The organism is Streptomyces sp. NPDC050509 (genome assembly GCF_044457965.1).
GTDB lineage: Bacteria > Actinomycetota > Actinomycetes > Streptomycetales > Streptomycetaceae > Streptomyces.
The window spans coordinates 637,331-655,804 of sequence record NZ_JBITHL010000004.1 but is presented as its reverse complement, the minus strand read 5'-3'; the positions used below and the strand labels follow the sequence as shown (position 1 = coordinate 655,804).

Genomic DNA, 18,474 nt, shown 5'->3' with positions numbered 1-18,474 from the left:
CCTGGGAGGAGAGACGTCACGCACCCCGATCTTGTTGCGGATCCGATCGCGGAAGCGATCCGGATCACAGTCTGATCACGAGGGCGCCGAGGTGTTTACGAGCACGGTCGCTGCCCCATGTGTCCGCACCTCCACCTGCACAAACCTTTCTCCGGACGGAGTAACCGGATGAGGTGAAACATTGCCGCCAAATCGGTCATTGAGTTGACATCCGGAACAGGATTCGCGACCTTAGGTCTCATGCCAGCGCACCGCACGCACCCCGCGACCCACCTCCGTGGATTCCGCAGTGCTGTCCAGGCGCGCTGTTGCTGCTCAAGCTGTTCCGGCTGTTGAAGCCCACGGGCTCCGGCCGCACCTCCCCCACCTCCCTTTTCCGGTAGCGCACGTCCTTTCTCTGCCGAGGAACCACAGCACCCCATGAACAGCGACAGCGACATCCAGATCGCCGGCGACCTCCTGGAGGTCCAGCACCTTCTCCGCCCCGCCCGGGAGCACCCGGTCACGGTGGCCGAATTCGCCGGCCTCGCCCGTACCCTCGCGGCCGACCGCGCCCAGTGGGCCCCGCACGTCCAGTACGACGCGACCAGCCGCTGGTACCACCGGCTGCGCACCGGCCCCGGCTACGAGGTCTGGCTGCTCTCCTGGGTGCCAGGACAGGGCAGCGGGTCACACGACCACGGCCGCTCCTCCGGCGTACTCACGGTGCTCGACGGGGAACTGACGGAGCGTTCGCAGAGCGGGAGCCGGACGCTCGCACCGGGCGCCCAGCGGGTCTTCGCCCCCGGTTACGTCCACGAAGTGGTCAACGCGGCGATCGAACCGGCCGTGAGCCTGCACATCTACTACCCGGGGCTGACCGACATGCCGATGCACTCGGCCCGCTGCGCCCCGGCGGCCACGGATGTCGTACCCGCCTGACATGCCCACCCGTCACCCGGCCACCACCCCTCAACGAGCAGCCTGCGGCTGACAGCCCCACCCGTCACCCGGCCACCACCCCTCAACGAGCAGCCTGCGGCTGACACACTGTTCCGCATGCGCATCGTAGTTCTGGCCGGCGGCATCGGCGGCGCCCGTTTCCTGCGCGGCCTCAAGCAGGCCGCGCCCGACGCGGACGTCACGGTGATCGGCAACACCGGCGACGACATCCATCTGTTCGGGCTGAAGGTCTGCCCGGACCTCGACACCGTGATGTACACCCTCGGCGGTGGCATCAATGAGGAACAGGGCTGGGGACGTACCGACGAGACGTTCCTGATCAAGGAGGAGCTGGCGGCGTACGGCGTGGGGCCCGGCTGGTTCGGCCTCGGCGACCGCGACTTCGCCACCCACATCGTCCGTACGCAGATGCTCGGCGCCGGCTATCCGCTCAGCGCCGTCACGGAGGCGCTCTGCGCCCGCTGGAAGCCGGGCGTACGGCTGCTGCCGATGACCGACGACCGCGTCGAGACTCATGTCGCGGTCGATGTGGACGGCGAGCGGAAGGCCGTGCACTTCCAGGAGTACTGGGTAAAGCTGCGGGCGTCCGTGGACGCGCAGGCCATCGTCCCCGTCGGCGCCGACCAGGCCAAGCCCGCGCCGGGCGTGCTGGAGGCGATCGCCGCGGCCGACGTCATCCTCTTTCCGCCGTCGAACCCGGTGGTCAGCATCGGCACGATCCTGGCCGTGCCCGGCATACGGGAGGCCATCGCCGAGGCGGGCGTGCCCGTCGTCGGCCTCTCCCCCATCGTCGGGGACGCGCCGGTGCGCGGGATGGCCGACAAGGTGCTCGCCGCGATCGGCGTCGAGTCGACGGCGACCGCCGTCGCCCTGCACTACGGCTCCGGGCTGCTCGACGGCTGGCTGGTCGACACGGTGGACGCCGGCGCGGTGGAGGCGATCGAGGGCGCGGGCATCCGCAGCCGGGCGGTCCCGCTGATGATGACGGACGTGGACACCACCGCCGCCATGGCGCGCGAGGCGCTGGCGCTGGCCGAGGAGGTACGGGCATGAGCCCTGGTGAGGACGGGTACGGCGTCCGCGCGCTGCCGGGACTGCCCGAGGTGCGCCCCGGCGACGACCTCGCGAAGCTGATCGCGGCGGCCGGTGCCGGGCTGGCCGACGGCGACATCCTGCTGGTCACCTCGAAGATCGTCTCCAAGGCCGAGGGCCGGATCGTCGAGGCGACGGACCGCGAGGCGGCGATCGACGCGGAGACGGTACGGGTCGTCGCGCGGCGCGGACCGCTCCGTATCGTCGAGAACCGGCAGGGGCTCGTCATGGCGGCGGCCGGGGTCGACGCCTCCAACACCGCGCCCGGGACGGTCCTGCTGCTGCCCGAGGACCCCGACGCCTCCGCGCGGGTGATACGGGACGGGCTGCGGGACGCTCTCGGGCTGAACCTCGGCGTGATCGTCACGGACACCTTCGGACGGCCCTGGCGCAACGGACTGACCGATGTGGCGATCGGGGCGGCGGGCGTACGGGTCCTGGAGGACCTGCGCGGCGGGACGGACGCGCACGGCAATCCGCTGTCCGCGACGGTCGTGGCCCTCGCGGACGAGCTTGCGGCGGCCGGTGACCTGGTGAAGGGCAAGGCGGAGAACCTGCCGGTGGCGGTGGTGAGCGGACTGGGACACCTGGTGACCCCGGCCACCGCGTCCGGCCCTGACGGCGCGGAGAGCGCGGAGGGCACCGCGAACACCGACACTGACACCGACACCGGCGCCCGCGCGCTCGTGCGGGTCGCCGCCGACGACATGTTCCGGCTCGGCACCTCGGAGGCGGTACGGGAAGCGGTCACCCAGCGCCGTACGGTCCGCGAGTTCACCGACGAGCCGGTCGACCCGGGCGCGGTCCGCCGCGCGGTCGCCGCGGCGATCACGGCCCCGGCGCCGCACCACACGACGCCGTGGCGCTTCGTCCTCCTGGAGACCCCCGCGGCACGGCTGCGGCTCCTCGACGCGATGCGCGACGCGTGGATCGCGGACCTGCGCCGTGACGGCAAGTCCGAGGAGTCGATCGCCCGCCGAGTCCGCCGCGGTGACGTGCTGCGCAAGGCGCCGTATCTGGTGGTGCCCTGCCTGGTGGCGGACGGCTCGCACACGTACGGCGACGCCCGGCGGGACGGCGCGGAGCGCGAGATGTTCGTGGTGGCGATGGGCGCGGGCGTCCAGAACCTCCTGGTCGCGCTGGCCGGCGAGCGGCTGGGCTCCGCGTGGGTCTCGTCCACGATGTTCTGCCGCGAGGTCGTACGGGAGGTGCTGGACCTGCCCGAGGCATGGGACCCGATGGGCGCGGTCGCGGTGGGCCACGCCGCGGCCCCGCCGAAGGACCGTCCTGGACGGTCGGCGGAGACGTTCATCGAGGTGCGGTAGAGGCTGAACGTGGACTTCGTCAGCGTCCTGATCAACGCGGTGGTCATCGCCCTGCCGTTCGGCGTCGGGCTGCTCCTGGTCAAGGTCGTCCATCTGCTCGTCAGCAGACGCTGGTTCTTCTCCCGTAGCGCCGACGGTCCCTGGCGCGGGGTGGAGCTGACCGCGCTGAGTCTCGGCGCGGGGCTCCCGGCCTATGTGGCCGGGCTCTCCGTCGGCTGGGACAGCGGGGGCACGGGCACCGCCTGTTTCCGGGCGGTGGGCACCTCCCTGGGCGACGGGGGCCCTCGGGGCGAACTCACCATCGTCGAGAGGTACCTTCCGCTGTCCACCCGCTGCCACTGGGGCGACGGCACACAGGTCGAGCTCGTCGCCGACTGGGTGAACGTCGTGGTCATCGCCGCTCTCGTGGGGGCCGCCCTCGGCGTCGCCGTGGCCGTGCGGGCGGCGGGAGCAGGCAGGCGGGACCCTGTGGAGGCGCCTTAGAGGCGGGCGATGTCGCGGACCGGCATACGGGGCGCCCGGCGGGCCGGAGTACGGCCGCTGAGGAGGATCAGGCGGGTCGCCCGGTGGCGCTGACCCGCGTACGGGGCCAGGAGTTCCAGCATCGCCGCGTCGTCCGCGTGCCGGTCGTCCGCCAGGGCGTGGCCGACGATGCCCGGCAGGTGGAGGTCGCCGACGGTGACGGCGTCCGGGGCGCCGTTGGACCGCTGGATCACCTCCGACGAGGTCCAGGGGCCGATGCCGGGGATCAGCTCCAGCCTGGCCGCGGCCTGTTCCGGCTCCATCGCCGCGGCCTCCTCCAGTCGGCGGGCGACCCGTACGGCGCGCAGAACGGTCGAGGAGCGCTTCGCGTCGACCCCTGCCCTGTGCCACTCCCAGGAGGGGATCAGCGCCCACGTCCTGGCGTCCGGCATGACGTACAGCGGCTCGCCGGAGGCGAGGGGCGGTCCTGGCGCGGGCTCGCCGTGCGCGCGGACCAGCAGGCGCCAGGCGCGGTACGCCTCGACGGTGGTGACCTTCTGCTCCAGCACGGACGGGATCAGCGACTCCAGCACGAGCCCGGTCCTGCAGAGCCGCAGCCCCGGCCTGCGCCGCAGGGCGTCGACGAGGAGCCGGTGGCGCGGCACGAAGGCGTCCGGCTCGTCGGACCCGCCGAGCAGGTCGGGGAGGTGGTCCAGCAGCCACTGCGCGCCCGGCCCCCACGCCTCGGCGTCCACGCCGCCGCCCCGCGCGACGAGCCGCAGCGCGCCGGGCCCGGCGGGCGTCCGGCTCGCCCGGCGCACCGCGCCGCCCGGCTCGGCCCGGAAGGTCGGATCGCCGGGGCCGCGCCGCAGCGGTCCCAGGGTGAGCCCGAGGTCGTACCCGCCCTCCGGAGGCGTCCAGCGGCGGCGCAGTCCCTCCGGGGAGCGGGTGGGGGCGGGCACGACGGCACCCGGCGTGCGCGCGGGGCGCTCGGGGCGCGCTGTGTGCTCGGGGCGGGGGGCGAAGCGTCCTGCCACGGGTGGGGTCCTCGGGGGTCGGGGTCCCCACGAGGGTAGTCCCCGGGCGGACAGCCTCTCTTCGCGCCGGTCCTCGCGGCCCGCCCTACGCGTCGGACGAGAAGCGCACCGCCCCCGCCGGGAGGACCGCGTCGCACCACACCCGTACGCCCTCGCGCAGTTCGTTGTCGGCGCCCACCACCGCGCCGTCCCCGACGACCACCCCCGACAGGACCGTGCGGGCCCCCACCCGCGCGCCCGCGCCGATCAGCGAGTCCGTGACCACCGCGCCCGGTTCCACCACCGCGCCGTCCAGGACCGCGCTCCCCGTGACGCGTGCGCCCGCGCCGATGCTGGCGCCCTCGCCGACCACCGTGCCGGCCGTCAGCTTCGCGTCGGCGGCCACCGAGGCCGTCGGCAGGACCAGCCGGTCGCCGCAGCGTCCTGGCACCGCCGGGGACGGGGCGCGGCCGAGGACGAGGTCGGCGGAGCCGCGTACGAACGCCTGGGGCGTGCCCAGGTCCAGCCAGTACGTGGAGTCGACCATGCCCTGGAGATGGGCCCCGGCGGCCAGCAGGCCGGGGAAGGTCTCCCGCTCCACGGAGACCGGCCGGCCCGCGGGTATGGCGTCGATCACCGAGCGGCGGAAGACGTACGCGCCCGCGTTGATCTGGTCGGTGACGATCTCCTCGGGCGTCTGCGGCTTCTCCAGGAACGCCGTCACCCGCCCGTCCGCGTCCGTCGGCACCAGACCGAAGGCGCGCGGGTCGGGGACCCGGGTGAGGTGCAGCGAGACGTCCGCCCCCGACGCCGTGTGTGTCGCGACGAGGGCCCGGATGTCGAGGCCGGTCAGGATGTCGCCGTTGAAGATCAGCACCGGTTCGTCGGGGCCCGAGTGCAGCCGTGACGCCACATTGCGCAGGGCGCCGCCCGTGCCGAGCGGATCGCGCTCGGTCACGTACTCCAGGCTCAGCCCGAGGGAGGAGCCGTCCCCGAAGTACGGTTCGAAGACCTCGGCGAGGTACGACGTGGCGAGGACGACATGCTCGACGCCCGCCGCCTTCGCCCGCGCCAGTTGGTGCGTGAGGAACGGGACGCCGGCCGCCGGGACCATGGGCTTCGGGGTGCGCGCCGTCAGGGGCCTGAGCCGGGTGCCCTTGCCGCCGACCAGAAGGATCGCTTCAGTCACCGTGTCGTCTCCGCTTCCTGCTGGGGCCGGTTCCTCGTGCATACGTACATACGCACATACATACAGGCGTACGCACGAAGAGCCGACCAGTGGTGGCGTCCGACCCGGCGTCAGCGGCCCTGGTACCTGGCCGCCGACGTGCGTACGGAGCCGAGCTTCCCGTAGAGACGACTCCCCGGGCAGTCGGTGCTGAACCCGTCCCGGTGACCCGAAATGGTGTTCAGGCTGACGCGCCTGCCCTTGCCGTACTTCCCGCTCCCCCCGGAGGTCAGCGTGACCTTGGCCCGCGGGTTCCTGCCGTGCAGTCCGAGCTTCCACGCGGTGAGCTTGGCGACGGCGGTGGTGGCCGCCGACGGCGGATTCGTACCGCCGTACGACCCGAGGACGGCGATGCCCGTGGTGTTGCTGTTGAAGCCGAGCGTGTGCGCGCCCAGCACCGGCTTGGCCACGCCTCCGGCGCGCCCCTCGTAGATGTTTCCGCACTTGTCGATGGCGAAGTTGTAGCCGATGTCCCGCCAGCCGCTGCTCTTGACGTGGTAGCGGTAGATACCGCGCAGGACGGAGGGCGACTGCTTGCAGGTGTAGTTGTTGCCGGTCGCGCTGTGGTGCACGAACGCCGCCTTCACCGTGCTGGCGTAGCCGAACCGCTTCTCGCGCAGCGACTCGTTCGCGCCCCACCCCTTGCGGGTGATGATGCGCGGGCGCGGCGCGGCGTACGGCCTCGCGGCGGCCTCGGCCACCTGCGCCTCGACCGCCGCCTTGGTCAGGGCGGGGATCTCGGCGGCGCCCAGCTCCGCGAGCCCTTCGTTGGCGGCCGAACTGGCCATGTCCTCGGCGGACATGGTGGCGCCGCCCGCCGGCTCGCCGGTCATGGTGCCGCTCGCGGGGGACGTTCCCGTCTCCAGGCTCGCCGGGGTACCGGACTCTGTGCCCTGCTGCGTGTCCTGTTGAGTGTCCGACGGGGCGTCCGGCCGGGTCTCCGACTGGAGGTCCGGCTCCTCGCCCGGGTCGATCAGCTCCAGGCGCAGCCCCTGCGGCAGCAGCGAGCGGGCCGGTCCTGTCTCGTCCTCCTCCTCGGTGGCCCGTACGCGCAGTTCCACGCCGTCCGAGCCGCCGACCCACAGGGGCGCGGTCGAGCCGCGTACCGTCCCGGAGTCGCGCTCCTGCGTCCCGAGGTCGGCGCCGTGCTCCTGGTTGTGCGTCTCGACGTCCTGCCAGTCGGACCAGACGTGGGTACCCGCCGCGCGGGTACGGACCTGGACCGTGCCGCGGAGTTCGTCGTCGGCGTTGTCCCAGACGACGCCGAGCAGCGAGAAGGGCCGTACGTCCCGCGCGACCACCCCCTGTTCCGCGACGGCGCCCGGCGCCCGGGTCGAGCCGAGAGGCCGCAGCGGTACGGACTCGGTGGAGCCCGGCACGGCCGCCGCGTCGGGGTGGGCCCGCGGGACGGTCCAGGGGCCGGCGTCGCGACCGGACGGTGGGGCTGCCGGGGACGCGGCGAGCGCGCCCGACGGCAGCGACAGCGGGAGAACGAGTACGGCGGTGCACGCCACGCCGATCGAGGTTGCAAGGTAGGCACGCATGGGCCGATCCTCGGCGCGTCCCGCCCGCCGCGCGCGTCGGGGAAACTGACGGCCCGTCGGTCCAACCGGTGTACGCCGTCACCGGTACGGCGGTAGCCGCGTCGGCCGCCCGCGTACCCTTTCCCGGGTGAACGCCAGCGACCGTACCCCCGCCGACCTGCTGCGATCCGCTCTCACCACGGACCCGGCCCGCCCCTTGGTCACCTTCTACGACGATGCCACCGGTGAACGCGTCGAATTGTCCGTGGCCACCTTCGCCAATTGGGTGTCCAAGACCGCCAACCTGCTCCAGGGCGACCTGTCGGCGGAGCCCGGCGACCGGCTGGCGCTGCTGCTCCCCGCGCACTGGCAGAGCGCCGTCTGGCTGCTCGCCTGCTCCTCGGTCGGTGTGACCGTCGAGATCGGCGGCGACCCGGCCGCGGCCGACCTCGTGGTCAGCGGCCCCGACCCCGACGCGCTCGCCGCGGCGCGCGCCTGCACCGGCGAGCGGATGGCGCTCGCGCTGCGCCCGCTCGGCGGCCGGTTCCCGCAGCCTCCGGAGGGCTTCGCCGACTACGCCGTGGAGGTGCCGGGCCAGGGCGACCGCTTCGCGCCGTACGCCCCGGTGGACCCGGAAGCGCCCGCGCTCCGCGTCGGCGGTACGGAGCTGACCTCGGCCGCGCTGGTCGCGCGGGCGCGCGCGGACGCGAGGGAGCGCGGGCTCGGGCCCGGCTCGCGGCTGCTGTCGGGGCTCGGGTACGAGAGCTGGGAGGGGCTGTCGGCGGGTCTGTTCGCGCCGCTCGCCGCGGGCGGCTCCGTCGTCCTGTGCCGCCATCTCGACACGCTGCCGGCGCCGGCGCTCGCGGAGCGCGTGGCCCGTGAGCGGGTGACCGACAGCGTCGTGTGACGCGCCTCGTCCTCCGTCGAGGACGGCTTCGCCACGCCTTCGTCATGACTGCGCAATGACTGTGCAATGACTGCGCGGTAGGGCGGAAACCGCCTGTCAGGTGCACAGCGGACACCGCTCCGGACACCGCTTCCGGCGCCGTGACCAAACCGCAGCACATGATCGGCGAAACGTGCAACGCACAGCACAACCAAGCGTGGTGCTCGCCCGTCTACGACAGCGACCGGCGGCCTGTGTGCGTCGCCGACGCCTTGAAGGATGGACGAAGACGTGACCGAAAGTGCTGGCACGCCGCCCGAACCGGAGGAGAGGTCCACGGATTCCACCGCTCCGGAGGACCCCGAGGAGACCGAGGCGGGCACCGCACTCCGTACCGACAGCACTGCCAACAGCACTGCCGACAGCGCGGAAGGCGACGCGAAAGACACCGCGAAGGACACCGCCGAGGACACCGCGAAGGACGCTGCGGAAGACACCGCCGAGGCCGCCGCACCGCCCCGTCGCAAGCGCCGCTGGCTGCGCTGGGTCGCGGCCGGGACCTCCGTCCTCGTGCTCGGCGCCTCCGGCGCGGGCTGGTGGGCGTACCGGAAGCTCGACCGGAACATCACCACCGACACCTCCGCCGCCGCCGAACTCCGCACGTACGAGAAGGAACGCCCCACCCCGGTCGCCCTGGACGCGCAGAACATCCTGCTGATCGGCTCGGACAGCCGGGCCGGCAAGGGCAACGGCAAGTACGGGCGGGACGACGGCGGTTCACAACGCTCCGACACCGCGATCCTGCTGCATCTCGCGGCCGACCGGGAGAGCGCGACGGCCATGTCCGTACCGCGCGACCTGATGGTCGACATCCCCGGCTGCCGCTCCTCGGACGGCAGCCGCACGCGGGAGCGGTTCGCGCAGTTCAACTGGGCTTTCCAGTTCGGCGGCGCCGCGTGCACCATCCGTACGATCGAGAAGCTCACCGGCGTCCGCGTCGACCACCACATCGTGATCGACTTCAGTGGCTTCGAGGACACCGTGAACGCGGTCGACGGCGTCGAGGTCTGTCTGAAGGAGCCGGTCGACGACGAGCAGGCGCATCTCAAGCTCCCCGAAGGCCGCCAGAAGCTCACCGGCGAGCAGGCGCTGGGGTACGTACGGGCGCGGCACGGCATCGGCGACGGCAGCGACACCCAGCGCATGGACCGGCAGCAGCGTTTCCTCGGTGCCCTGTTCAAGAAGGTGCAGAGCAACGGGGTGCTGCTCAATCCGACGCGGCTCTATCCGGTGCTGGACGCGGTGACGAAGTCCATCACCACCGACGCGGGGCTGAACAGCCTGGGCGACCTGTACGACCTGGCGAGCTCGATGCGGGGCGTGCCGACGGAGAAGGTCCAGTTCCTGACCGTGCCCCGGCAGCCGTACACCCTGGACCCCAATCGCGACGAACTCGTCGAGTCCAGTGCGAAGAAGCTCTTCGAGCGGCTGCGCGACGACGAACCCGTCGAGATCGCCACGACCGCCTCACCGTCGGACACCCCGGCGGGCTCCTCGTCGGGCTCCTCGTCAGGCTCCGCATCGGACGCGGAGCCGGACACCGGGTCGTCCGCTCCGCGTGCGACTTCGGAGCCCACTTTCACCGGCTCCAATGCCGAGGCGGGCATGTGCGGGTAAAGCAATGGGCAAGGAGAAGCGCACACTCCATGGAGATTGGGCAGATTGCCCGCTTGTAAGGGGTGAGGAATTTGTCACGGACGTCGCTTGACGTTGAACTAGGCGGATAGTGTGACGCGATCCGGTGCATCCGGCCGCATGGTCGCGCACTGCTGGATCGAAAACCGAGCGTCTTCCGGGGAAGACGACTCGCGTGGCACCGACGGAGGATTCAAGCAACCGTGGATGCGCAAAGCCGTGGACAGGCGGACAATATCGACCCCGCCGACCAGTGGGTCCTCAACCCGCAGACCGGTAACTACGAGCTGCGACTGGACCACTCCGAAGGGCAGTCGCCGACCGCCCCGTCACGCACCGCCCCCACCGGCGGCAGAAGGAGAACAGCGGCCGCCGAGGACGGCGCCGCCACTCCCCCCGGCCCCCGGTCGGGCGGCCGGAGCCGGGGCGGCGGGAACGGGGCGCAGCGCGCTGAGGTCCCCGGGCAGCGCAGCCGTCGCGCGGGCAAGGGAGCGGCGGCCGACACCGCGCCGGGCCGACGCAAGCGCAAGCCCAAGAAGGCGGGCAAGAAGCGGGCGCTGGTCTGGACCGGCGGGGTGATGGGTTTCGTCCTCGTCGGCGGCTCCATCGCCGCGTACGCCGCGTACCAGCACTTCAACGGCAACATCGCCACGATCGATGTCGAGGGCGCGGGCAGCGGCGGCTTCAAGAAGGACCAGGCCGTCAACATCCTGGTGATCGGCACGGACAAGCGGACCGGTGCGGGCAACGAGGGATACGGGGACAAGGGCAGTGTCGGCCACGCCGACACCACCCTGCTCTTCCATGTCTCCAAGGACCGTTCGAACGCGACGGTGCTCTCCATCCCGCGCGACCTGATCACCGACGTCCCCGACTGCGAGACCAAGACGGAGTCCGGCACCACGGTGATCCCCGGGACGCAGCAGGTCCGTTTCAACACGAGCCTCGGCCAGGACGACCGGGACCCCGGCTGCACGATGCGTACGGTCAAGGAGTTGACCGGCGTCACCGTCGACCACTTCATGATGGCCGACTTCAACGCGGTCAAGACGCTGTCCACCGCGGTCGGCGGGGTCGAGGTCTGTGTCGAGAAGGACATCGACGACCCGAAGTCCCACCTCAAGCTGGACAAGGGCAAGACGGTCATCGACGGGGAGCAGGCGCTCGCCTTCGTCCGTACGCGCCACGCGTTCGGCGACGAGAGCGACCTCACCCGGATCCAGACGCAGCAGCAGTTCCTCAGCTCGATGATCCGGACGATGAAGTCCGGCGACACGCTGACCAGTCCCAGCAAGCTGTTCAAGCTGGCGGAGGCGGCCACCGACGCGCTGACGGTGGACACCGGCATCGGCAGCATCAACAAGCTGAGCGACCTCGCCCAGGAGCTGGCCAAGGTCCCGGCCAAGAACATCACCTTCACCACGCTGCCGGTGCTCGACAACCCGGCGGAGGTCGTCAAGGCCACCGTCGTGGTCGACGAGGCCCGGGCCAATCCGCTGTTCACGATGATGCAGAACGATGTCTCGCTGACCGAGGTGGAGGCGAAGGAGAAGGCGGACAAGAAGGCCGCCGCGAGCAAGCAGGAAGCGCTGCTGAAGGGCGACAAGGCCGATCCGGCCGACGTACGGGTCGACGTCTTCAACGGCGGCGGCCCGCAGGGTTCGGCGCAGGAGACGCTCAACTGGCTCCAGAACACCGAGGGCGTGCTGAAGTCCTCCAACAAGGGCAACGCCCCGGCGAACGTGTCGAAGACGACGCTGGAGTACGCGCCCAACCAGGCGGACCAGGCGCGCGCCCTCGCGGCGATGATGGGGCTGCCCGCCGCCGCCCTGAAGCCGGGCACGGAGGACGCCGTGGGGCTTGAGGCGATGACGCTGACGCTCGGGGCCGACTTCAAGGGCGCGGGTGTGCCCATCACCGGATCGGCGAAGGCGCCGGAGGGTGTGCAGAAGGTGGAAGCGGACAAGCAGGTCTGCTCCAAGTGACATGTGGGCACCGGCTCGTACGGCCGGCCTGAGGGGGATCCGGTGGGTACGAGCGGTGTACGGCGGGACGGGGCGCGCGAACGCGGCCCGCGCGCCGGGGAACTGGGCTGGGACGACAGCCTGTACGACGGCGGCGAGGGCGGTGTTTCCGGCGCGGCCGGCGGTCCCGGCGGTGTTTCCGGCGGTCCCGGCGGTGTCGGCGTTCCCGGCGTCGAGGGCGCCGGGAACGGGGAACCCGCGAATCCGGGGAAGCCCGGAAAGGCCGGGGGACCCGGGAATCCTCGGAAGCCCGGGAGTCCTGGGAAGGCCGGAAAGACGGGGAAGGCCGGAAAGACGGGGAAGGCCGCGACGGGCGCCGAGGGCCGCCGGCCTCTGGGCCGCCGCATACTGCGCTGGGCCACCGCCGTCCTCTCGCTCCTCATACTCGGGACGGCCGGCGCCGGTTACCTGTACTACCGCCACCTCAACGGCAACATCCGCAGCGGCGAGCGCAGCAGCGGCGCCGACGGCCTGGACAAGCCCGGGGCCAACGCGGCCGGCCAGCGCCCGCTGAACATCCTGCTGCTCGGCTCCGACAGCCGTAACAAGCCGGAGAACGTCAAGCTCGGCGGGAGCAAGGGCTCCGTGGGGAGCCCGCCCCTCGCGGACGTCCAGATGCTCGTCCATGTCTCCGCCGACCGGAAGAACGCCTCGGTCGTGAGCATCCCCCGGGACACCCGGGTCGACATACCCGAGTGCAAGGACGCGGAGACCGGCACGGTCCACCCCGCGACGAACACGATCATCAACGAGACGCTGGCGCGCGGCGGCCCCGGTTGCACCCTCGCCACCTGGGAGAAGATGACCGGCGTCTACATCGACCACTGGATGACGATCGACTTCTCCGGTGTGGTGAAGATGGCCGACGCCATCGGCGGCGTCGGGGTCTGCGTCAAGAACAACGTCTGGGACCGGCCGCTGCCCGGTGTGCCCGGCGGCTCCGGGCTCAAGCTCACGGCGGGCACGCACCGGATCCAGGGTCAGCAGGCGCTTCAGTGGCTGCGCACCCGGCACGCCTTCGAGAGCGACCTCGGCCGGGCCAAGGCCCAGCACATGTACATGAACGCGATGATCCGCGAGCTGAAGTCGCAGAACGTCTTCACCGACACCCCCCGGCTGACCGGTCTGGCCGAGGCGGCCACGAAGTCGCTGGAGGTGTCCGAGGAGATCGGTACGGTCAAGAAGCTCTTCGACCTCGCCATGCAGCTCAAGAGCGTGCCGACGAACCGGCTCACCATGACGACGATGCCGACCGTGGTCGACCCCCAGGACCCGAACCATCTCGTCGCCGACGGCGACGCGGACGACCTGTGGACGATGGTCCGCGACGACGTGGCCTTCGACAGCAACGGCGACACGGCCGAGGAGAAGGCGGCGGCCGAGGCCGCGGCCAAGCGGAAGAAGGCCGAGGAGAACACCGTCAAGGAGGCGACCACACCGCCCGCCGAGACCGGTGTGATCGTCCGCAACGGCACCGGCGGCGAGCAGACCCCGGTGAAGGGCCGCGCCGCCGACGTCACCCAGGCCCTGGTGGCCAAGGGCTACACGCTGGCCAAGGCGGACGCGCGGCTCACGCCGCAGGAGAAGACCACGGTCAGCTACCCGAGCGCGGATCTGGAGGGGAACGCGCAGGCGGTCGCCAAGGCCCTCGGGATTCCGACGAGTTCGGTGAAGCGGTCCACGGACGTCTCGGGCGTCACGGTGGACGTGGGCGCCGACTGGCGCGACGGCGCGTCCTTCCCGAAGGAGAGCAAGCCGGAGGCGGGCGGGGTCCCGGACACGGCGGACGCCCTCAACGGCTCGGAGAAGGACGCGTGCATGGACGTGTACGCGCCGTACCGCTTCTGATCCCCGTACGGGATCGCCGTACAGGTGTGTACGAGCCCAGGACGCCCCCCGTGCCCGCGCACGGGGGGCGTCCTGGGCTCGTACGGGGGCGGGCGGCTACGCGTCGGCCTCGACTCCGGCCCCCGGGGCCTCGGCCGGCCGTGCCGCCGGGCGGCGGCTCGCGATGACCTTCTTCGCCAGCGCCTTCGGGCTGGTGAGGAAGCCGTACCCCCACGACATGTGCATGGTGGCCAGCGCCACCGGGATCCGGAGCCGCGCCTTCGGCGCCATTCCCCTGCCGGCCGGTACGGAGCCGGCCACGATCGCGGCGAGGTAGCCGCCCGGCACGACCAGGCCCCACGGCGTGAGCAGCGCGCCGACGACGAAGCCCGCGGCGATGGCGCAGACGGCTGTCGGCGGGGCGAGGTAGCGGAGGTTGATCGAGCCGGAGTGGTAGCGGGCGACGACATGGCGCCAGCGGCCGTATTCCTTGTACTGCTTGGAGAGCGCGCGCACCGAGGGGCGCGGCCGGTACTGGACGCGCAGCTCCGGGGAGAACCAGATCGCGCCGCCGGACTCGCGGATCCGGAAGTTCAGCTCCCAGTCCTGGGCGCGGATGAACTCCTCGTTGTAGCCGCCGAGCCGCTCCAGCGCCTCGCGCCGGAAGACACCCAGATACACGGTTTCGGCGGGGCCGGCCGCGCCGCCGGTGTGGAAGGCCGCGTTACCGACGCCGATCTTCGAGGTCATGGCGGCGGCGACCGCGTTCTCCCAGTCGTTCTCGCCCTCGGCGTGCATGATGCCGCCGACGTTCTGGGCGCCGGTCTCCTCCAGCAGCCTGACGGCGGTCGCGATGTAGTTCGGCGAGAGCATGCCGTGGCCGTCGACCCGTACGACGACGGGGTGCTTGGACGCCTTGATCGCGGCGTTGAGCGCGGCGGGGGTGCGGCCCGTCGGGTTGGGCACGGTCCGCACCTGGGCGCGCGTGTGGGACGCGGTCTCCCGCACCAGCTCCGCGGCGATCTCGTCCGTACGGTCCGTGGAGGGGCCCAGGGCGATGACCACCTCCATCTCGCCCTCGTACTCCTGCTCCAGGATGTGCCGGACGGAGTTCCTCAGATGACGTTCCTCGTTGAGCACCGGCATGATCACGGAGACTGCGGGAGGCAGGGCAGGCATGGGGTCCTTCGGGGCCTTCGGGCTACGGCGGTATGGCCGCCCACGTTACCGCGAACGGGGGACAGCGAAGCGCGCCGTCCGGTTGCGGACCGGCGTCGCTGATCGTATGGGCTTACCGTGCTCACGGTCCGCTCCCACCGTGCTCGCCAGTGCCCGCCCGTGCCCGCCTTGTTCACCGCGGAGGTGTCTCCCGTGCCCACGCCGCCCCGCACCACCCGCCGTCCGGACGTACGCCGTCGTCCGGACGCCCGGAAGGAGAACGGGCGGAGGAAGGGCGGGGGAAAGAAGGACGGGCGGCCCCGCTGGGGGATGCGGATGGCGACGGCGCTCTCCGTCCTGGTCCTGGGGGCGGGCGGGATCGGCCACGCCGTGATGACCAGCCTGGACACCGGGATCGGCCGGATCGACCCGTTCAAGGACATGAAGAACCGGCCGGGTGCGGGCCGCGGGCTGAACCTGCTGCTCGTCGGCACCGACGGCCGCGACAAGATCACGGAGGAGGAGCGGCAGAAGTACCGCCTCGGCGGCGCGCCCTGCCACTGCACCGACACGATCATGCTGGTCCATCTCTCGGCCGACGGGCGGCGCGCCAGCGTGGTGAGCCTCCCCCGCGACAGCTTCGCCGAGCTGCCCGAGCACACCGACGGCACCACGGGCAAGCACCACGCCCCGCACCCGGTCAAGCTGAACGCGGCGTACGCGGAGGGCGGGCCGGGTCTGACCGTCCGTACCGTCGAGCACCTGACGGGCGTGAAGATCAGCCACTACCTGGAGGTCGACTTCACGAGCTTCATGAAGACGGTGGACGCGCTGGAGGGCGTGGACATCTGCACGACCCGGCCGATGAAGGACACGTACACCGGGCTCGATCTGGCGCCCGGCACGCACCGGATGAACGGCGGCGAGGCCCTTCAGTACGTACGCTCCCGCCATGTCGACGGCGCGGCGGACCTCGGCAGGATGCAGCGCCAGCAGCGCTTCGTCGCCGCCCTGATCGGCCGGGCGACCAGCAGCGGTGTGCTGCTGAACCCGGCGCGGTTCAAGGAGGTCACCTCGACGGTCCTCGGCTCGGTCAGGGCCGACGCCGGGTTCGGCGCCGAGCAGATGCTCGCCGTCAACGAGGCGATGCGCGGCTTCTCGCCCTCCTCGTCGGAGTTCACGTCCGTACCGCTGGCCGGTGGCGGTGCCTCGGTCCCGGTGAAGGGCGTCGGCGCGACGGTGAAGTGGGACCCGGTGAAGTCGAAGCGGCTCTTCCAGGCGCTGCGCGAGGACGAGCCGCTGGCACCGCCGCGCGGGACGGGCTCCGGTTCCCCGTCCGGCGGGAAGGCCACGGTCGTCGAGGTGAGCCCGCGGGACATCCGCGTACAGGTCTACAACGGGACGCCGGCCGACGGTCTGGGCAAGCGGGTCGACGACGCGCTGCACGCCACCGGATTCCGTACGACCGGCTCGCCGCTCACCTCGGACGGCGACGACGTCCGGCGGACGGTGGTGATGTACGACCCACGCTGGGACCGCTCGGCGAAGTCCCTGGCGGCGGCGCTGCCGGGCAGCGAGCTGCGGGCGGTGAAGCAGCAGGGCGCGACGCTGAAGGTGATGGCGGGGACGGACTACAAGGCGGTGACTCCGGTACGGGCGGAGGAGAACCCGAAGGGCGAGTTCGACGCGACCACCGGCGACCAGGCGGTCTGCCCGTAACCGATGCCCCGCCCGGCCGACCGTCCGCCCGGCCGTCCCGAGGTCAAACCTTCACAAGGGCTCCATTCCGGTTCGCATTGCATCAGATTCGCAACGGGCCTGGTCCGATTTCCCACCTCCCTGGATCGGACGCGGACGGGCCCGGCACACTGTGCGCATGAATGATTGGCCCGATGGGCGGACCGGCGACCGCAACGACCGTTACGGGCGCGGCAGCGGAGGCACACAGCCCGAAGGCGCGCGCGTCATGCCGCATGTGCAGCGGGGCGGCGTACCCCAGCAGGCGCAGGGGCGCGGCCAGGGGCAGGGCGCCGGTTACGACAGCGGGTACAACACGGGCCAGGTCTACGGCTCCCCCGCCGGCGCGGGCGGCGGCCAGGGCGGCGGAGGCGGCTACATCCCGCCGCAGCCCGGCGGGGCCCCCGGGCCCCGGTACGCGCCCGACTGGGGGCGCCGGATCAAGATCGGCGCGCTGGTCCTGGTGGTGGCGCTGCTGGTCACGTCCATCGGTACGTACTTCTGGGCCGACGGCAAGCTCAAGCGCGAGGTCGACCTCTCGAAGGTCATCGAGCGGCCGAGCCAGGGCGACGGCACGAACTATCTGATCGTCGGTTCCGACAGCCGCGAGGGCATGTCCGACGAGGACAAGAAGAAGCTCCACACGGGCTCCGCCGAGGGCAAGCGGACCGACTCGATGATGATCCTGCACGACGGGTCGAACGGTCCGACGCTGATCTCGCTGCCGCGCGACTCGAATGTGACGATCCCGTCGTTCGTGGGCTCGGAGTCCGGCAAGGAGTACCCGAGCACCGGCCGCCAGACCAAGCTGAACGCGGCGTACGCGGAGGACGGCCCCGAGCTGCTCGTCCGTACCGTCGAGTTCAACACCGGGCTGTACATCGACCACTACGTGGAGATCGGCTTCGCCGGCTTCGCCAACATCGTGGACGCGATCGGCGGGGTGGAGATGGACATCCCGAAGGCGTTCAAGGACAAGAAGTCGGGCGCCGACTTCCAGGCGGGCAAGCAGACCCTGGACGGCGAGCAGGCGCTGGCCTTCGTCCGTACGCGGTACGCGTTCGCCGCCAGTGACCTGGACCGTACGAAGAACCAGCAGAAGTTCCTGGCGGCCCTGGCCTCGCAGACGGCCACCCCGGGCAAGATCCTGAACCCGTTCAAGCTCTACCCGACGATGAGCGCGGGCCTGGACACCCTGATCGTGGACAAGGACATGTCGCTCTGGTCGCTGGGCCAGATGTTCTTCGCGATGAAGGGCATCACGGGCGGCGACGGCGTCTCCATGAACATGCCGATCTCGGGCAGCGTGGGCGGCAACCTGGTCTGGGACAAGACGAAGGTCAAGGAGCTGGTGAACCAGCTCAACAACGACGAGAAGGTCACGGTCACCAGCGACTGACGCCCGCGTCCTCCGCTCTCCACTCTCCGTCCTCCGCCGCCGCGGCCTCCCTGGCCCGGCGGCGGTGGCGCGGGGGCCCGCGGCCGGTGGATGTCGCGTACAACCTTCCTCCTGACCGACGGGTCGAATGTGCCGTAGATCAACGCGCACACGTCCGATG

The 18,474-nt window shown here is 71.6% G+C and carries 14 protein-coding genes; 10 read left to right on the top strand and 4 right to left on the bottom strand.

What is annotated here, in order from left to right; translation table 11 throughout:
* Positions 1–420: 420 nt before the first annotated feature.
* The 4 genes from ACIBJC_RS15455 to ACIBJC_RS15440 all read left to right on the top strand — a co-directional run bounded on the left by ACIBJC_RS15455 (position 421) and on the right by ACIBJC_RS15440 (position 3,842).
* Positions 421–921: a cysteine dioxygenase gene (locus ACIBJC_RS15455; protein ID WP_399292284.1), complete on the top strand. Its 501-nt coding sequence runs from the start codon at positions 421–423 to the stop codon at positions 919–921.
* Between the two features lie 117 nt (positions 922–1,038).
* A complete protein-coding gene (cofD, locus tag ACIBJC_RS15450; protein WP_329823530.1) occupies positions 1,039–1,995 on the top strand; it encodes a 2-phospho-L-lactate transferase in 957 nt (318 codons plus the stop codon).
* Positions 1,992–3,359 carry a coenzyme F420-0:L-glutamate ligase gene (locus ACIBJC_RS15445; protein ID WP_399292282.1) on the top strand — a complete coding sequence of 456 codons (1,368 nt, stop codon included), beginning with the start codon at positions 1,992–1,994 and terminating at the stop codon, positions 3,357–3,359. The genes cofD and ACIBJC_RS15445 overlap by 4 nt, the downstream gene beginning before the upstream one ends.
* 9 nt (positions 3,360–3,368) lie before the next feature.
* Positions 3,369–3,842 (top strand): hypothetical protein, encoded by a 474-nt coding sequence (locus tag ACIBJC_RS15440; protein ID WP_399292280.1) that lies wholly within the window; start codon positions 3,369–3,371, stop codon positions 3,840–3,842.
* Here ACIBJC_RS15440 and ACIBJC_RS15435 read toward each other — a convergent pair.
* The 3 genes from ACIBJC_RS15435 to ACIBJC_RS15425 all read right to left on the bottom strand — a co-directional run bounded on the left by ACIBJC_RS15435 (position 3,839) and on the right by ACIBJC_RS15425 (position 7,609).
* A complete protein-coding gene (locus ACIBJC_RS15435; protein WP_399292278.1) occupies positions 3,839–4,858 on the bottom strand; it encodes a DNA-3-methyladenine glycosylase family protein in 1,020 nt (339 codons plus the stop codon). The two genes, ACIBJC_RS15440 and ACIBJC_RS15435, sit on opposite strands and share 4 nt — an antisense overlap.
* An 85-nt stretch (positions 4,859–4,943) precedes the next feature.
* On the bottom strand, positions 4,944–6,026 hold the full coding sequence (locus ACIBJC_RS15430; protein WP_399292276.1) for a sugar phosphate nucleotidyltransferase: 1,083 nt from the start codon (positions 6,024–6,026) through the stop codon (positions 4,944–4,946).
* Between the two features lie 110 nt (positions 6,027–6,136).
* Complete coding sequence (locus ACIBJC_RS15425; RefSeq protein WP_399292275.1) at positions 6,137–7,609, bottom strand: peptidoglycan recognition protein; 1,473 nt, start codon at positions 7,607–7,609, stop codon at positions 6,137–6,139.
* A gap of 127 nt (positions 7,610–7,736) precedes the next feature.
* Here ACIBJC_RS15425 and ACIBJC_RS15420 point away from each other — a divergent pair, with 127 nt between their 5' ends.
* The 4 genes from ACIBJC_RS15420 (at position 7,737) to ACIBJC_RS15405 (ending at position 14,041) form a co-directional block, all read left to right on the top strand.
* On the top strand, positions 7,737–8,495 hold the full coding sequence (locus tag ACIBJC_RS15420; protein WP_399292273.1) for a TIGR03089 family protein: 759 nt from the start codon (positions 7,737–7,739) through the stop codon (positions 8,493–8,495).
* A 258-nt stretch (positions 8,496–8,753) separates the two neighbouring features.
* The gene (locus tag ACIBJC_RS15415) at positions 8,754–10,151 is read left to right on the top strand and encodes an LCP family protein (protein ID WP_399292271.1); all 1,398 of its coding nucleotides are present in this window, start codon (positions 8,754–8,756) and stop codon (positions 10,149–10,151) included.
* Between the two features lie 221 nt (positions 10,152–10,372).
* Entirely contained in the window at positions 10,373–12,154 is a 1,782-nt protein-coding gene (locus tag ACIBJC_RS15410; RefSeq protein WP_399292269.1) for an LCP family protein, read from the top strand.
* A 42-nt stretch (positions 12,155–12,196) separates the two neighbouring features.
* A complete protein-coding gene (locus ACIBJC_RS15405) occupies positions 12,197–14,041 on the top strand; it encodes an LCP family protein (RefSeq protein ID WP_399292267.1) in 1,845 nt (614 codons plus the stop codon).
* Between the two features lie 96 nt (positions 14,042–14,137).
* Here ACIBJC_RS15405 and ACIBJC_RS15400 read toward each other — a convergent pair whose 3' ends face one another.
* On the bottom strand, positions 14,138–15,199 hold the full coding sequence (locus ACIBJC_RS15400; RefSeq protein ID WP_399292265.1) for a glycosyltransferase family 2 protein: 1,062 nt from the start codon (positions 15,197–15,199) through the stop codon (positions 14,138–14,140).
* 309 nt (positions 15,200–15,508) lie between these two features.
* On the opposite strand from ACIBJC_RS15400, the gene ACIBJC_RS15395 reads away from it, so the two are divergent.
* Together ACIBJC_RS15395 and ACIBJC_RS15390 are read left to right on the top strand one after the other, a co-directional pair.
* Complete coding sequence (locus ACIBJC_RS15395) at positions 15,509–16,897, top strand: LCP family protein (protein ID WP_399292373.1); 1,389 nt, start codon at positions 15,509–15,511, stop codon at positions 16,895–16,897.
* Between the two features lie 157 nt (positions 16,898–17,054).
* Positions 17,055–18,314, top strand: coding sequence for an LCP family protein (locus ACIBJC_RS15390; protein ID WP_399292263.1), 1,260 nt, complete (start codon positions 17,055–17,057; stop codon positions 18,312–18,314).
* Positions 18,315–18,474 lie beyond the last annotated feature (160 nt).

Coding starts and splice junctions, on each gene's coding strand:
- ACIBJC_RS15455 (WP_399292284.1), top strand. CDS start 421: ATGAACAGCGACAGCGACATCCAGATCGCCGGCGACCTCCTGGAGGTC.
- cofD (WP_329823530.1), top strand. CDS start 1,039: ATGCGCATCGTAGTTCTGGCCGGCGGCATCGGCGGCGCCCGTTTCCTG.
- ACIBJC_RS15445 (WP_399292282.1), top strand. CDS start 1,992: ATGAGCCCTGGTGAGGACGGGTACGGCGTCCGCGCGCTGCCGGGACTG.
- ACIBJC_RS15425 (WP_399292275.1), bottom strand. CDS start 7,609: ATGCGTGCCTACCTTGCAACCTCGATCGGCGTGGCGTGCACCGCCGTA.
- ACIBJC_RS15415 (WP_399292271.1), top strand. CDS start 8,754: ATGGACGAAGACGTGACCGAAAGTGCTGGCACGCCGCCCGAACCGGAG.
- ACIBJC_RS15400 (WP_399292265.1), bottom strand. CDS start 15,199: ATGCCTGCCCTGCCTCCCGCAGTCTCCGTGATCATGCCGGTGCTCAAC.
- ACIBJC_RS15395 (WP_399292373.1), top strand. CDS start 15,509: ATGCGGATGGCGACGGCGCTCTCCGTCCTGGTCCTGGGGGCGGGCGGG.
- ACIBJC_RS15390 (WP_399292263.1), top strand. CDS start 17,055: ATGAATGATTGGCCCGATGGGCGGACCGGCGACCGCAACGACCGTTAC.